This window comes from Maribacter sp. 6B07, from assembly GCF_002700155.1.
In the GTDB taxonomy this organism is placed as follows: domain Bacteria; phylum Bacteroidota; class Bacteroidia; order Flavobacteriales; family Flavobacteriaceae; genus Maribacter; species Maribacter dokdonensis.
On the sequence record NZ_PDUT01000001.1, the window covers coordinates 1,782,024 to 1,795,571 of the forward strand.

Below are 13,548 nucleotides of genomic sequence, written 5' to 3' on the forward strand. Positions count from 1 at the left end.
AAGTTTTGAGTTAGTTGGTTAAAAAATCCTGTTTTCAATATGTCGACAGGATTTTTTTATGTTCAATAGTATAGAAAGTAGGTTTCCATCTATACAATTTTTACATGAATTTGTACAGATTTCACACCATTAAAGGATACAATTTGTTAGCTTGAAACAGCTGTATTTGTATTGAAAATGAAGAAAAAAATAAAAAAGTGTTTTAATTTTCTTTGCATGTTTATCGTACTGGGCACTCAAACTTTATTAGATGGAAGTTGGTCTCATGAACCACCAAATAGAAAAGCTGCTTAGGTAATAAACATGCAAAAGAAAATATGATTTGATTATAGGTCGAATTTTATTCCCTGAGCCAATGGCAGTTCGGTAGTAAAATTAATGGTATTGGTCTGTCTTCTCATATACACTTTCCATGCATCTGAACCACTTTCACGACCACCACCAGTTTCTTTTTCTCCACCAAAGGCACCGCCGATTTCTGCGCCAGAGGTACCAATGTTTACATTAGCTATACCGCAATCACTGCCCCAAGCAGAAAGAAAACGTTCTGCCTCTCTTAAATTATTGGTCATAATTGCAGATGACAGCCCTTGAACAACTCCGTTTTGAATGGCGATGGCATTTTCAACGTCACCGGAATATTTTAAAAGGTAAAGAACAGGTGCGAAAGTTTCGTGCTGAACAATTTCAAAATCATTACTAGCCTCTGCAATGGCAGGTTTAACATAACAACCACTTTCATAGCCTTCACCATCTAAAACACCACCCTCAACAATTAATTTACCACCTTCTTCAACTACCTTTTTTAAAGCATTTTTATAATGTGAAACAGCATCAGTATCAATCAATGGCCCTACGTGGTTATTCTCATCTAATGGATTACCTATTCTTAATTGTTGGTAAGCGGCAACAACGGCTTCTTTCACTTTATCATACATAGATTCATGAATGATCAATCTTCTGGTTGAAGTACAACGTTGCCCAGCCGTTCCTACGGCACCAAAAACGGCACCGATAACGGTCATTTTTAAATCGGCATCCGGTGTAACAATAATAGCATTGTTTCCGCCCAACTCCAATAGAGATTTTCCAAGACGGGCGGCAACTGCTTGGGCGACTATTTTACCCATTCTAATTGAACCTGTAGCGGATACCAACGGTATTCTATTATCTTGGGTCATAAGTTCACCAATCTTATAATCGCCGTTTATTAAGCAGGAAATTCCTTCGGGTAGGTTATTTGCCTTAAAAACTTCAGCAGCAATGTTTTGGCAGGCTACACCACATAAAGGGGTTTTTTCTGATGGTTTCCAAACACAAACATCACCACAGATCCATGCCAACGCTGTATTCCATGCCCATACGGCAACTGGAAAGTTAAAGGCGGAAATAATACCCACTACACCAAGTGAATGGTATTGCTCGTACATTCTATGCCCAGGTCTTTCAGAATGCATGGTCAATCCGTGCAATTGTCGAGAAAGACCAACGGCAAAATCGCAGATATCTATCATTTCTTGCACTTCTCCTAAACCTTCTTGGTAGCTTTTTCCCATTTCATAGGAAACCAGTTTTCCAAGGGGCTCTTTTAGCTCTCTAAGTTTGTCACCAAATTGTCTTACAATTTCGCCACGTTGAGGTGCGGGTTTTGTTCTCCATTGCTTAAAAGCAGTGGTAGCAGAAGACATTACTTTTTCATAATCTTCTTTTGTGGTCGTTTTTACCTTTGCAATTAAAGATCCGTCTACAGGTGAGTAAGATGAGATAATATCTCCTGAGGAGAAATGATCTGATCCGGTTGATGTACCGTCATTTACCTCTTTAATTCCAAGTGCCTTAAGGGCATCATGTATTCCAAAATCTGCTGCTATTTTTGACATTTTATAACTTTTTATGCAATTAATGTTAGATATATTACAAAAATACAAAGAATTTTGTCTTTAGGAAGAACTAATTACAACTAGGCAAATTTGACGATCAACCATAGAATAATACCTGCCAAGGCAGGTACACTCTGTACAATAAATATCTTTTTGCTTACCGAAACGGCACCGTACATACCGGCGACAGTAACACAGCCTAAAAAGAAAAGGGCTACGTTACATGACCAGTTACCATCAGAAATCAGTAATGACCAAATTAACCCTGCTGCCAAAAAACCATTGTAAAGTCCTTGGTTTGCCGCCATTTGTTTAGTGGGTATAAACAAATCTTTCGGGAAATTTTTAAACACCTTTCTACCGGTAGTGGTCCATGCGAACATTTCTATCCATAAGATGTAAACATGAATAAATGCTACAAGTGCTGTAATTATTTTAGCTAATACTATCATTCTTCCTTGGCAATAAAACGTTCGTCAACAGGCATTACCGTGCCGCAATTATCACATGTTCTCAATTCTTTTGAACTGTAAAAATGTTTAAAGTGTGCTAAAAAATCTTTTTCTATGTCATGAAGGGTGAAATAGGCTTCATAGAGCTTATGATTACAATTGTCACAAAACCAAAGCAAACCATCATCAACATTCATGCTAGCTCGTTTTCTTTCAATGACCAAGCCAATAGATCCTTCTTTACGAACAGGAGAATGTGGCACTTTAGCAGGATGCAAATACATATCTCCCGGACCTAATTTCATGGTCCTTTTTTTACCGTCTTCTTGAATGTGAACTTCTATATTTCCTTCTAATTGATAAAACAGCTCTTCGGTTTCGTTGTAATGGTAATCTTTACGTGCATTTGGTCCGGCTACGATCATGACAATATAGTCGCCAGCATCTTTATATAAGTTTTTATTTCCAACAGGAGGTTTTAGTAATGCTCTGTTATCTTCTATCCATTTGTTGAGATTAAATGGTGCTTGTATACTCATTTCAGTGAAATTAATTGAAAGTTAATTAAACGATCGTTTCTCACTGAAAAGTTAAGCATAAAAAAAGCCTTTGTATAACAAAGGCTTCTTAAAATTATATTTTACGATATTTTATCTAAAGAACAACTGTGTAAAGTATAGGTCGCCATTGCTATTTTGGTTAATGCTTATGGCTGAGTAGTTGTATTCACCTTCAATATTTACTCTATGCCCCGGACTTTCTAACCATGCCTCAAAAGCTTCTTCAATAGTGTCATAGTTTCTTGCAACATTTTCTGCTACAAAAACTGCACCGGTTCTCTTTGAAATATTCTCTGCACGTTGCGTAAAATTATCATGACTAGTATTTCCTTTAGAAATCATATAGTCGGTATGAAGCGTTGCATAATAATAGGTGGTACTTTCAAATTCCATTTCATTTAATCCTATACTAGCTCTATATGTATTTATCATTTCAAAAAGTTCACTTTCCAGTGTACTGTGATTTTTAGAAGATGCCAAAGTATATTGCTCTAGGGAGTCTTCAGATGTAATCTCGTAACCTGCGAAATTCTCATATTTTGAACAGGATGATAGTGAAATGATCAACACTACCAAAAAAGGAAATAAAGTTTTCATAGGGGAAACTATTTTGTTTTATGAGTGTCAAAAGTAGTTTAGATGACGAGCTTATAAAGAAGAACATCTATGGATAGGGTAAAATATTCGATAAGCTACATCTATTTGATATAGCAGCGCTTATCGATAAAATGCACTTTGAATTACATCGTAAAAAATGGCATTTAATATGATTTTTCTCACTTTATCTAGGTTATGATTCACATTGACCTATATGAGTTAATCAAAAATGCTATTTTCTTACCAAAATCTTAATATAAGGTTGTTTTACTGCTTGTAGAAAAGTTGTGTAAAGTAGTAATTGCCGAAATCATCTTTTTTGACACTAATGGCGGTATGGGTAAAATCTCCTTCCATGGTTTTTTTATGACTACTACTTATATACCAACCTTCAAAAGCTTCTTGTGCGGTATCATAATCTTTGGCAACATTCTCAGCCACCATTTCAACAGATATCTCAGAATCTATGTTTGAAGCGCGAGAGCTAAAATTGTCATGGCTAATGCTACCTTTAGAAATCATGTAATCTGTATGCAGGTTTGCATATTTATATGCTACATCGCTAAACTGCAAAGTATTAGTGTTGAGACTAAGTCTATGTGTGTTGACAATATCCAGTAGGTCCTGCTCTATAGTTAAAACATTTTCAGCTTCCAATACAGGCGTTTCTTCAAGAGATTCGCTAGTACAAGAACCAAGAAAAAGTAATAAAAAGACAGTGACCGCATTAAGCAATCTCATTTTCATATAAGTGTCTTTTAATTAGCCTCTCGGCGTAGCGAAGTAGGTAAGAAGGTGAGAATGTTCTAAGTTCTCTATTTTCGATTTGGGTTATCGATAACGTAATATTATATAAAAATTAAACACAGGGGAGGAACAATATTACTTATTCGACAAAGTGCACAATATGTAAGATTATTGAACGATCAAATTTAGATTGTCATCGATTCTTCGCTAGACTCTTCTGGCATTGCTTCTGTCTTAAGAACAGTATCAAATATCAACGCACCTATATCTTTAATGGGTTGGTAAAGTATAGACTCTTTCTTGGTTTCATCTGAAAGTAGGTTCAGGGTGGTATCCATACGATCAAAAAAGATAAATGCGGCCCCTAATAGAATAGCGACTTTTAAGGTGCCAAAAATTCCACCGGCAATTTTATTCAGCCACCCTAACATAGCAAAATTGACGACTTTGGTCAATAATTTTCCGGCTAGGTTCACTACTATAATGATAAGGATCAACGTAATTATAAATGCTATAATACTCATATTACGTTCATTCCAATCTAAATGGTTAGATAGATAGTTGCCTGTTATATATGAAAAGTGAATAGCGCCAAAAATACCGGCTACCAAGGCTACTATAGAAGCAATTTCCATGAATAGTCCGTTATTATATCCTTTCCACAGACCCCAAATGAGCGGTAGTCCAAGTAAAATATCCAAAAGTCCCATTCGTATAGTGTTTTGACAAATATAGAACTTTGATTTGTACCTTTGCATGGTCTAGATTATAGTAGATAGCAGGTTGATATGGCAAGGGATATACAGTTAAAAGAACGTTGGGATTATTTAGTAGAGAAACTATCTGAAAAGTTTTCTGATGGAGATCCGTTAGAATTGGATGCTATCATCTACTTGGTGGGTGTTCAAGAATTGGGCCAATATCACAGAAAGTATAAGAAAGATGATAAACTAGACCTTATGCACATAGCAATTTGCAGATTGTTGGAGCCTTACGGTTTTTATGAGTTTAGCTTTTTTGATGAAGATGGTTGGCCACATTATAATGTGTTAGAAGAACTACCTTCTCTAAAAGCGGGTGAGCAAACGGTGCTCATGAAAGAAGCAATTGTCTCTTACTTCCTGGAAAAAGAATTTATAAAGTAATTACACCGCAAATAATGCTCTGTAAAAAAGCTGCCTAAAATGTATAGGTAGAGAAATTATCTTGAATAGAAATATACTTTGTCCATTAGATTTTTGATGTTTGAATTGGGTATGAAATCTGCTATATTTAAAGAAATAACTATAGCACATGTCAAGGCAATTTATAATATCATTAGATCAAGGTACCACTAGCTCAAGAGCTTTGTTGGTAGACCATGATGGAACTATTCAAGGAATAGTTCAAAAAGAATTCAAACAAATTTTTCCAAAATCGGGTTGGGTAGAGCATGATCCAAAAGAGATTTTAGATTCTCAAATGATGGTTTTAAAAGAGCTTCTTGAAAAAGAGGAAGTAAAGCCTTCAGAAATTATGGGCATTGGTATTACCAACCAAAGGGAAACTACTGTGGTTTGGGATAAAAATACCGGAGAACATATTTATAATGCCATTGTTTGGCAAGATAAACGTACAGCTGATATTTGCGAACATCTTAAAAAATCCGGTCTTACGGAGCATGTAAAGAAGACCACAGGTCTGGTCATAGATTCCTATTTCTCTGGCACCAAGGTAAAGTGGATTTTGGATAATGTTGAGGGAGCAAAGAAGAAAGCACAGGCAGGAGATTTGTTAATGGGCACCATTGATACCTGGTTGGTTTGGAACATGACCAAAGAACATAATCACGTAACGGACTATACCAACGCATCACGAACTATGATTTACGATATCGTAAATTTAAAATGGGATGACAAAATGCTAAAGGCGTTAGAAATACCCAAAACCATGCTTCCAGAAGTAAAACCATCGTCTGCTCATTTTGGCGATTATGAAATTGATGGTGTTAAAATACCTATTGCAGGAATAGCAGGAGATCAACAGGCAGCTCTTTTTGGTCAGGCTTGTTTTAAGAAAGGTTCAGCTAAAAATACCTACGGTACTGGTTGTTTTATGCTAATGAATACGGGAGAAAAGCCACAGTTTTCTAAAAACGGATTACTGACCACTATAGCTTACGGTTTAAATGGTAAGGTACACTATGCTTTAGAAGGAAGTATTTTTATTGCAGGTGCCGCAATACAATGGTTGCGAGATGGTCTTGAGTTGATAGATGACGCTAAGGAAACAGAAGAACTGGCCAACTCCATTGAAGGTGAAAACCCCGTTTATGTGGTGCCGGCGTTTGCAGGTCTTGGGGCGCCCTATTGGGATATGTATGCAAGGGGAGCAGTATTCGGTTTAACGCGTGATACCGGTAAAGCTCATTTGGCGAAAGCAACACTAGAGGCACTTGCATATCAAACAAAGGATATTTTAAAGGCTATGGAAGATGATTCTGGCATTCAACTTAAGAACTTAAGGGTAGATGGCGGTGCATGTGCTAACGACCATTTAATGCAATTTCAAGCCGATATCTTGGATTCAGAGGTACATAGACCAGAGATTATTGAATCTACCGCAATGGGTGCGGCATTTTTAGCGGGCATAGAGGTCGGGTTCTGGCAACAGTCAGATATTGATGAGAGTAGACCAATGAACAAAATATTTACCCCAACTTTTGACCGTGTAAAAAGAAAGCGCCTATATAAGAAATGGCAAAAAGCGGTAGAACGCTCAAAAGGTTGGGAAGACGAAGAGTAAATACACATTGAATTTACAATTAATTAATTCTTTAGAGCATAAAATAGCATAAGGGTCACGCTATCTTTGATTTTTTGTACTGGCTTTTGTCTGCAATATGGACAAGCACAAGCATATTAATTTAAATAGAAACTACCAATGGAAAATATAAAATTCACAAATTTAGAACGCCAAAAAACAATAGGTAATCTAGAATCGGAGGAATTTGATTTGGTAGTTATCGGTGGTGGTATCACTGGTGGTGGTATTGCGTTAGATGCTGCCTCGCGTGGATTAAAGGTAGTGCTGCTCGAGAAAGGAGATTTTGCTTCGGGTACAAGTAGCAAATCCACCAAATTAATACATGGCGGACTCCGTTACTTAAAACAATTCGATTTTTGGTTGGTGAAAGAAGTAGGTTCAGAACGTGCTATTGTGCACAAACTGGCTCCACATTTAGTACTGCCCGAAAAGATGTTGTTACCTTTAATTGAAAATGGGTCTTACGGTAAATGGTTAACGTCAATAGGGCTTAAGGTTTATGATATACTGGCACAGGTATCTGGTGACGATAAACGAAAAATGCTCGAAAAAAAAGAAGCAATGAAATTAGAGCCATTATTGCCAAAAAAGATACTGAACGGGGCGGGTTATTATGCGGAATATAGAACAGATGATGCCCGTTTGACTATAGAAAACATAAAAACTAGTTTACTTTTTGGTGCACAGGCCTTGAACTATGCTAAGGTAAACGACTTTCTTTATGACAATGAAAAGGTTGCTGGGGTAAAAGTTACAGATGAAACTACGGGTAAGGAGTTTACCATTAAATCTAAGTATGTAATTAGCGCTGCCGGACCGTGGGTAGATGAGCTAAGAAGTCTTAATAATTCTAAAAAAGGAAAACAGCTTCATTTGACCAAAGGGGTACATTTGGTTTTTCCATATGAAAAATTGCCGGTGAAGCAATCGGTTTATTTTGATATACCTGATGGTAGAATGATGTTCGCAATACCAAGAGGTAAAGTTACTTATGTAGGTACAACAGATACCAACTATAATGATAATAAGGACCGCGTAAGAACAGATATTGCAGACGCTATTTATTTAATATCTGCCGTTAACAATATGTTTCCGGATATAAATCTAGAATTAGATGATATCGTTTCTTCTTGGGCAGGTTTACGACCGTTAATTCATGAAGAAGGAAAATCTGCATCAGAATTATCTAGAAAAGATGAAATTTTTGTTTCAGATACAGGCTTGATCAGTATTGCGGGGGGTAAGTTGACCGGTTATCGTAAAATGGCAGAAAGAGTTGTAGATCGCATTGCCAAGAAAATGGAAGAAGAATACGATACCGAACTGAAAGAATGTTATACAGAGAAGATATTTCTGTGTGGTAATGTTGATTTCAAAAAATTCAAACATGTAAAAAAATACATAAGCGAGGTTTACAATAACATTAAAGATGAAGGCTTTTCAAAACATGATGCCTGGTTTTTGGTAACCAATTACGGTAAGCAGACAGAGAAAATATTAGAACTGTATGCAACCATTGTAGAGGCTGATTCCTATGTAAGGTTGGCAAAAGCAGAAGTAGCATTTGGTATAGATTATGAAATGGTACAAACCCCAATGGACTTTTTCATAAGAAGAACCGGTAGATTGTATTTTGATATTGAAAGCATTAGAACCCTAATGGAACCTATCTTAAAAGAATTCCAGAATAAATTTGGGGTATCTAATGATATAGTTGAAAGTTGGAGAACAACTTTGGAAGAGGAATTAAAAGAGCATTCAGATTTCTCTTTGGAGCGAGGTTAGTCTAACTTCTCTGTTAAATCTAGAAAAACCTTTTTAGGGTTTTTATTTTCATAGAGAACTTTATAAACAGCATCTATGATAGGGGTCTTTACCTTTTTTGTAAAATTCTCCTTAATCTTAAAAGCACTTTTTGCTGCGTAGTAGCCTTCAGCGATCATACTCATTTCCATCTGTGCGCTTTTTACGGTGTACCCTTTACCTATCATATTACCGAACATCCTGTTTCGGCTAAAAATAGAGTACCCAGTAACTAATAAATCGCCTAAATAGGCAGATTTATTAATGTTACGATCTAGGTTATGAATGCGTTTAGTGTATCGCTTCATCTCACGAATTGCATTGCTCATCAATACACTTTGAAAATTATCTCCATATCCCAGACCATGGGCAATACCCGCGGCAATGGCGTAAATATTCTTTAGCATTGCGGCATATTCTGTACCAATAATATCTTTACTGATACTGGTTTTTATGTATGAGCAAGCTAAATTGTTGGCAACCAGTTCTGCCTTTTCCGTATCAGCACAGGCAATGGTCAAATAGGAAAGTCGCTCCATAGCAACTTCTTCGGCATGGCAAGGACCTGTAATTACTCCAATGTTTTCAAATGGTATATCAAAAACTTCATGAAAATGTTCGCCAACGATCAATCCAGATTCTGGAACAATACCTTTTATGGCCGAAAAAATGATTTTTTCCTGTAATGAACTGTTCAGCTTTTCTAATTCACCCACCAAAAAAGCAGAAGGAATAGCAAAAATTAGAACATCTGCATAGTTTACAATCTCATTTATATCGCTAGTCAATACTAATTGCTCTGGTCTAAACTCTACAGAAGTAAGGTAGTTAGGATTATGTTTTTGAGATTTAATATGCTCAATAGCTTCATCATTTCTCATATACCAACCTACCCTATCTTGGTTGTTGGTCAACATTTTAACAATCGCCGTAGCCCAACTTCCACCGCCTAAAACCGCAAACTTTACATCATTGTTCATACTGCAAATTTACCAATAAATTGCATGTTTGGTATAAGCTTAGTATCAGTCTTATGTAAAATTTGGCATGGAGATTGTTTCTAGGTAAATAATCAATTAAATGAAATCATATGAAAACGATAAAACTACTTACAGGATATTTTCTTTTGGCCACCATGTTGGTTTCTTGTTATACAGAGGTAATTATTGAAGATGATTTCATTGAGGAATCTGCCTTTAATACCGATCAAGTATTACAGAGCTATGACCTTTGGTATGTAGATATCAATGCTACACGTGGCAATGGTGAAATTCCTTTTTTACAAAGGGCATTTACGGTTTCTTTTGATAGAGGAGTCTTTTACGCTAACAATAATATAGTGGGTATAGGTAAGACCGGTGGTGGTTATGGTATAGACGTAGGATCATATGGCACCCTTAGAGGTACTGTAGATATTGACCATGATATTGATGGGTCTTGGTTTTTAGAAGTGTATGCCGTTAACAATAATACCATTGAGCTGTATGATGCCGGTACTGATACTTCGTACTATTTAAAAGGATATCAGATCAACAATTTTGATTATGACATGGTATTCTACGATAACATCAATTACTTTTTGCAGGAGTATGATGCGTGGGAAAAAATTTATACAAGTGAAACAGGCGCGTTAAATGATTTTGATGAAGAAAATTACCTGCAATTTCTACCTAATTTCTTTAGATCTTCATTAGATACGCCCAATACAAGTATTTCTTATCTGCAGTGGGATTTTGAGGGAGATTATCAGGTATATAACGTTCAAGGAGATAACTCTTTAAAAACGCTGACCTTGGATTATGATTTTTTTGGTGATGATTACTTTGAACTATATGTCATAAACGACAGCACTATAGAATTATATCACCCAGATAGTGGAACAACCTATGAGTTTAGGGGCAGGGGGTATATAGAATACTTAAAGTCCGGTAAAGGATACGATGAAAGTAAAAAAAGAAGTAAATCTTCTAACCCAACAATGAATGTTGAAAGGAAGAAAGCAAAATAGTTTTTAGGTTGATTGTCTTAAGAATGCCCAATTCAATTAGAAGAGGGCATTTTTTTTATGCTTGAGATTTAACATCTCCCATAATGATGGAATCAATGGTTATAGGGTTGTTGGAATGCAGTACAGAAATATCACCGGTAGTTTCAAAAACAACAGCCTTTACTTGAGATAATTGTAGCACATTGGCCTCTCTTAATTTACCCATTAAATCAGCTTCACTTACCAATGCCTTTTTAAGGTTGTCTTTTAATATGGTGCCATTTTCCATAAGCAAAATAGGAGTGTTTGTTATAAATTGTTGCGCAGCATCAGAAGATGACAATAGTTTAGCGAACAAAGCTTGTAGACCAGCCAATAAGGCTAAGGAAACTAAAGCTGGCATTAGATTGTCTACCGGTTTGTTTACGGCATCTGCAAGTATGGATCCCATAGCTATGGTCACAGCAAAATCAAAACTGGTCATTTTTGCAAATGTTCTTTTACCGGTAACTCGGGTAATAAACATCATGTATAAGTAAACAAACAGTGCTGCAACGCATATTTGAATTACTGTTTTTATTGAAAGTGGGTCAAAAATTTCCATTATGTTGGTTTTAGGGTTTACACCTAAAGGTAGCAACTCAATGGTCCTATAGTATACTCAATACAATAGAATACTACTTCATTTAATGGGTCTGCAATCTTTTTTTAAATGCCGACGGATTTTCTCCTGTTACTTTCTTAAAAGTTCTATTGAAATAGGACAAGCTTTCAAACCCACATTCAAAACAGGTTTCACTTACGTTTTTGCCTGTTAAAAGCATTCTTTTAGATTGGCTAATTCGATATTGATTTAAAAACTCAATAAATGTACTGCCTGTGGCTTTTTTAAAGTAACGACAAAAAGCCGGTTTGGTCAGGTTGCAGAATTTGGCAACCTCGTCCACAGAGATTTTTCCTTGGTAGCGCTCATCGATCAATGCATAAATGTCACGAATTCTACTTTGTTCCTTTTTGCTGTATCTATTTTTATAAGGTTTCTTATGTAGTAGTTGAAACTCGTTGCTTTGAGAAAGTCTTTTAAGAATAGCAATAATGGCCATAAAATATTCAAATGGTTTAAGGGTGTGTAGTTCTTTTAGCATTTCCCCTACTTCTTTTTTTGTATTTCCATGAAAGGCAATGCCATATCTTGATAAGTCTAGTAATCTATTCAGGCTTTGTAATTCTGGTATTGGGTCTACATAGGTGTTTTTAAAAGAGGGTTTTATGTGTAAAACCTCTTCTCTGTAAGTGGTTTTTACACCATAGTCAAAATTCAAATGTGGTATATTGGAACCAATGAGAACAAGATCGTTTTCTTCATACTCGGAAATATGATCGCCCACATGTCTTGTACCGTTTGCCCCTTCAATATAAACGATTTCATATTCAGGGTGAAAGTGCCAATAAAAGAGATGACTCAGTTTAGGGTCGTGCAACAAACGGAACGGACTTTTTGTTGCGGGTTCAATGGTTTCTAATTCAACTTTCATAATTAAATGTAACAAAATTGCGCAATATACAAGGTGTCAAGTCCATCAAAATCAATATTGTTCAAATTTAGGTCAATATTACGGTAGTTTAAGTTGCTAAGGCTCAATAGCTTTGTTATGGTATAACGACTTAAATTTTATAAGATGAAACAGACAAAAAATAATGTAGAGCAGGGCAACAAAGCTCACGTAGATATTCCAGGAAATCCGTCTATGGCAACTAGTAGTAAACAGAAACTAAATGATCGTACCAATGGAAAGCCGCTTCGTGTACTCAGTGAAGATGATTGGAAATTTTGGAAAGAGAACGGCTATGTGGTAGTTAAAAATGCAGTTCCGTTGGATCAGGCTAAGGCTACTGCAGGTTTTCTTTGGGAGTTCGATGAAAAAGATCCCAATGACAAATCTACATGGTATGAAGCTCCAAGGGCAGAAATGCAAATGAAAGAGCTAACAGGTACAGGTATGGTTGAGGTATACAATCATCAACATCTGTGGAACAACAGGCAAACACAAAAGGTCTATGATGCCTTTGTAGACGTTTGGGGAACAGAAAAACTATGGGTAACCATTGATCGTGCAAATTTGAATTTTCCATTGCCGGAAGGAGTAGATAAAAAGGGATTTATTCATTGGGATTATGATCCAGAAACAAAGCCCCAGAATGTTCAGGGTGTTTTGGCCCTTGCAGATCAAGAAGATGAGAATATGGGTGGTTTTCAGTGTATACCCTGGCTATATAGAAATTATGATTCATGGAAACTGACCCAGCCCAATGACCGAGATCGATTTCAACCCAGTTTAAAAGGATTGGAAGATAAAATAGTAAAAGTAAAAATGAAAGCGGGCGATCTTTTGATTTTCAATAGTACAGAACCTCATGGTATACGACCCAATAAATCTAAAGATAAAGTTAGAATAGCGCAGTACATTTCAATGATGCCCGCTGAGCCAGAAAACCAGGCTCTTAAGAATTGGAGAATAAACTCTTGGAAAAATAGGGTAGCGCCAGAAGGCTTTGCATTTCCTGGCGACCCAAGAAAATGGGAGCAGACTAAATATGAAACTGCAAAATTATCGCCATTGGGAGAGAAGCTTTTAGGATTAAAAGACTGGTAAACAGATAATTTGGTAATAATTAGCTTGTTAGTGGCGAGGCCGATAAATATGGCTTATTTTTGC

At 36.3% G+C, this 13,548-nt stretch carries 14 protein-coding genes; 5 read left to right on the plus strand and 9 right to left on the minus strand.

Annotated elements, in window-relative coordinates; genetic code table 11:
* Nucleotides 1–326 precede the first annotated feature (326 nt).
* The 6 genes from CSC80_RS07495 to CSC80_RS07520 form a co-directional block, all read right to left on the minus strand.
* Entirely contained in the window at nucleotides 327–1,880 is a 1,554-nt protein-coding gene (locus tag CSC80_RS07495; protein WP_074670505.1) for an aldehyde dehydrogenase family protein, read from the minus strand.
* 80 nt (nucleotides 1,881–1,960) lie between these two features.
* The gene (locus tag CSC80_RS07500) at nucleotides 1,961–2,332 is read right to left on the minus strand and encodes a DUF1304 domain-containing protein (RefSeq protein ID WP_071340626.1); all 372 of its coding nucleotides are present in this window, start codon (nucleotides 2,330–2,332) and stop codon (nucleotides 1,961–1,963) included.
* Nucleotides 2,329–2,871, minus strand: coding sequence for a 3-hydroxyanthranilate 3,4-dioxygenase (locus CSC80_RS07505; protein ID WP_074670503.1), 543 nt, complete (start codon nucleotides 2,869–2,871; stop codon nucleotides 2,329–2,331). Before CSC80_RS07505 ends, CSC80_RS07500 begins: the two co-directional genes overlap by 4 nt.
* Before the next feature lie 111 nt (nucleotides 2,872–2,982).
* Complete coding sequence (locus tag CSC80_RS07510) at nucleotides 2,983–3,489, minus strand: CAP domain-containing protein (RefSeq protein WP_099190795.1); 507 nt, start codon at nucleotides 3,487–3,489, stop codon at nucleotides 2,983–2,985.
* Between the two features lie 267 nt (nucleotides 3,490–3,756).
* On the minus strand, nucleotides 3,757–4,236 hold the full coding sequence (locus CSC80_RS07515) for a CAP domain-containing protein (RefSeq protein WP_071340623.1): 480 nt from the start codon (nucleotides 4,234–4,236) through the stop codon (nucleotides 3,757–3,759).
* 185 nt (nucleotides 4,237–4,421) lie between these two features.
* Complete coding sequence (locus tag CSC80_RS07520) at nucleotides 4,422–4,946, minus strand: CvpA family protein (RefSeq protein WP_099190797.1); 525 nt, start codon at nucleotides 4,944–4,946, stop codon at nucleotides 4,422–4,424.
* Between the two features lie 78 nt (nucleotides 4,947–5,024).
* Here CSC80_RS07520 and CSC80_RS07525 point away from each other — a divergent pair, with 78 nt between their 5' ends.
* The 3 genes from CSC80_RS07525 to CSC80_RS07535 all read left to right on the plus strand — a co-directional run bounded on the left by CSC80_RS07525 (nucleotide 5,025) and on the right by CSC80_RS07535 (nucleotide 8,826).
* A complete protein-coding gene (locus tag CSC80_RS07525) occupies nucleotides 5,025–5,381 on the plus strand; it encodes a hypothetical protein (RefSeq protein ID WP_058104788.1) in 357 nt (118 codons plus the stop codon).
* 148 nt (nucleotides 5,382–5,529) lie between these two features.
* Entirely contained in the window at nucleotides 5,530–7,020 is a 1,491-nt protein-coding gene (gene glpK, locus CSC80_RS07530; protein ID WP_099190799.1) for a glycerol kinase GlpK, read from the plus strand.
* Nucleotides 7,021–7,158: 138 nt separating this feature from the next.
* Nucleotides 7,159–8,826, plus strand: coding sequence for a glycerol-3-phosphate dehydrogenase/oxidase (locus tag CSC80_RS07535; RefSeq protein WP_058104790.1), 1,668 nt, complete (start codon nucleotides 7,159–7,161; stop codon nucleotides 8,824–8,826).
* Here the strand turns inward: CSC80_RS07535 and CSC80_RS07540 are convergent.
* Complete coding sequence (locus tag CSC80_RS07540) at nucleotides 8,823–9,824, minus strand: NAD(P)H-dependent glycerol-3-phosphate dehydrogenase (protein WP_058104791.1); 1,002 nt, start codon at nucleotides 9,822–9,824, stop codon at nucleotides 8,823–8,825. The genes CSC80_RS07535 and CSC80_RS07540 overlap by 4 nt on opposite strands.
* A 110-nt stretch (nucleotides 9,825–9,934) precedes the next feature.
* On the opposite strand from CSC80_RS07540, the gene CSC80_RS07545 reads away from it, so the two are divergent.
* Nucleotides 9,935–10,852: a nicotinic acid mononucleotide adenyltransferase gene (locus tag CSC80_RS07545; RefSeq protein WP_091608323.1), complete on the plus strand. Its 918-nt coding sequence runs from the start codon at nucleotides 9,935–9,937 to the stop codon at nucleotides 10,850–10,852.
* Nucleotides 10,853–10,907: 55 nt separating this feature from the next.
* On the opposite strand, the gene CSC80_RS07550 is transcribed toward CSC80_RS07545, so the two are convergent.
* Nucleotides 10,908–11,435: a YetF domain-containing protein gene (locus tag CSC80_RS07550; protein ID WP_091609137.1), complete on the minus strand. Its 528-nt coding sequence runs from the start codon at nucleotides 11,433–11,435 to the stop codon at nucleotides 10,908–10,910.
* Nucleotides 11,436–11,517: 82 nt separating this feature from the next.
* A complete protein-coding gene (locus CSC80_RS07555) occupies nucleotides 11,518–12,366 on the minus strand; it encodes an AraC family transcriptional regulator (RefSeq protein ID WP_099190801.1) in 849 nt (282 codons plus the stop codon).
* A 144-nt stretch (nucleotides 12,367–12,510) separates the two neighbouring features.
* Here CSC80_RS07555 and CSC80_RS07560 point away from each other — a divergent pair, with 144 nt between their 5' ends.
* Nucleotides 12,511–13,485: a phytanoyl-CoA dioxygenase family protein gene (locus CSC80_RS07560; protein ID WP_099190803.1), complete on the plus strand. Its 975-nt coding sequence runs from the start codon at nucleotides 12,511–12,513 to the stop codon at nucleotides 13,483–13,485.
* Nucleotides 13,486–13,548: the final 63 nt, after the last annotated feature.

Excerpts from the sequence above, each read along its gene's own strand:
- CSC80_RS07495 (WP_074670505.1), bottom strand. The coding sequence starts at position 1,880 with ATGTCAAAAATAGCAGCAGATTTTGGAATACATGATGCCCTTAAGGCA.
- CSC80_RS07500 (WP_071340626.1), bottom strand. The coding sequence starts at position 2,332 with ATGATAGTATTAGCTAAAATAATTACAGCACTTGTAGCATTTATTCAT.
- CSC80_RS07505 (WP_074670503.1), bottom strand. The coding sequence starts at position 2,871 with ATGAGTATACAAGCACCATTTAATCTCAACAAATGGATAGAAGATAAC.
- CSC80_RS07510 (WP_099190795.1), bottom strand. The coding sequence starts at position 3,489 with ATGAAAACTTTATTTCCTTTTTTGGTAGTGTTGATCATTTCACTATCA.
- CSC80_RS07515 (WP_071340623.1), bottom strand. The coding sequence starts at position 4,236 with ATGAAAATGAGATTGCTTAATGCGGTCACTGTCTTTTTATTACTTTTT.
- CSC80_RS07520 (WP_099190797.1), bottom strand. The coding sequence starts at position 4,946 with ATGGGACTTTTGGATATTTTACTTGGACTACCGCTCATTTGGGGTCTG.
- CSC80_RS07525 (WP_058104788.1), top strand. The coding sequence starts at position 5,025 with ATGGCAAGGGATATACAGTTAAAAGAACGTTGGGATTATTTAGTAGAG.
- glpK (WP_099190799.1), top strand. The coding sequence starts at position 5,530 with ATGTCAAGGCAATTTATAATATCATTAGATCAAGGTACCACTAGCTCA.
- CSC80_RS07535 (WP_058104790.1), top strand. The coding sequence starts at position 7,159 with ATGGAAAATATAAAATTCACAAATTTAGAACGCCAAAAAACAATAGGT.
- CSC80_RS07540 (WP_058104791.1), bottom strand. The coding sequence starts at position 9,824 with ATGAACAATGATGTAAAGTTTGCGGTTTTAGGCGGTGGAAGTTGGGCT.
- CSC80_RS07545 (WP_091608323.1), top strand. The coding sequence starts at position 9,935 with ATGAAAACGATAAAACTACTTACAGGATATTTTCTTTTGGCCACCATG.
- CSC80_RS07550 (WP_091609137.1), bottom strand. The coding sequence starts at position 11,435 with ATGGAAATTTTTGACCCACTTTCAATAAAAACAGTAATTCAAATATGC.
- CSC80_RS07555 (WP_099190801.1), bottom strand. The coding sequence starts at position 12,366 with ATGAAAGTTGAATTAGAAACCATTGAACCCGCAACAAAAAGTCCGTTC.
- CSC80_RS07560 (WP_099190803.1), top strand. The coding sequence starts at position 12,511 with ATGAAACAGACAAAAAATAATGTAGAGCAGGGCAACAAAGCTCACGTA.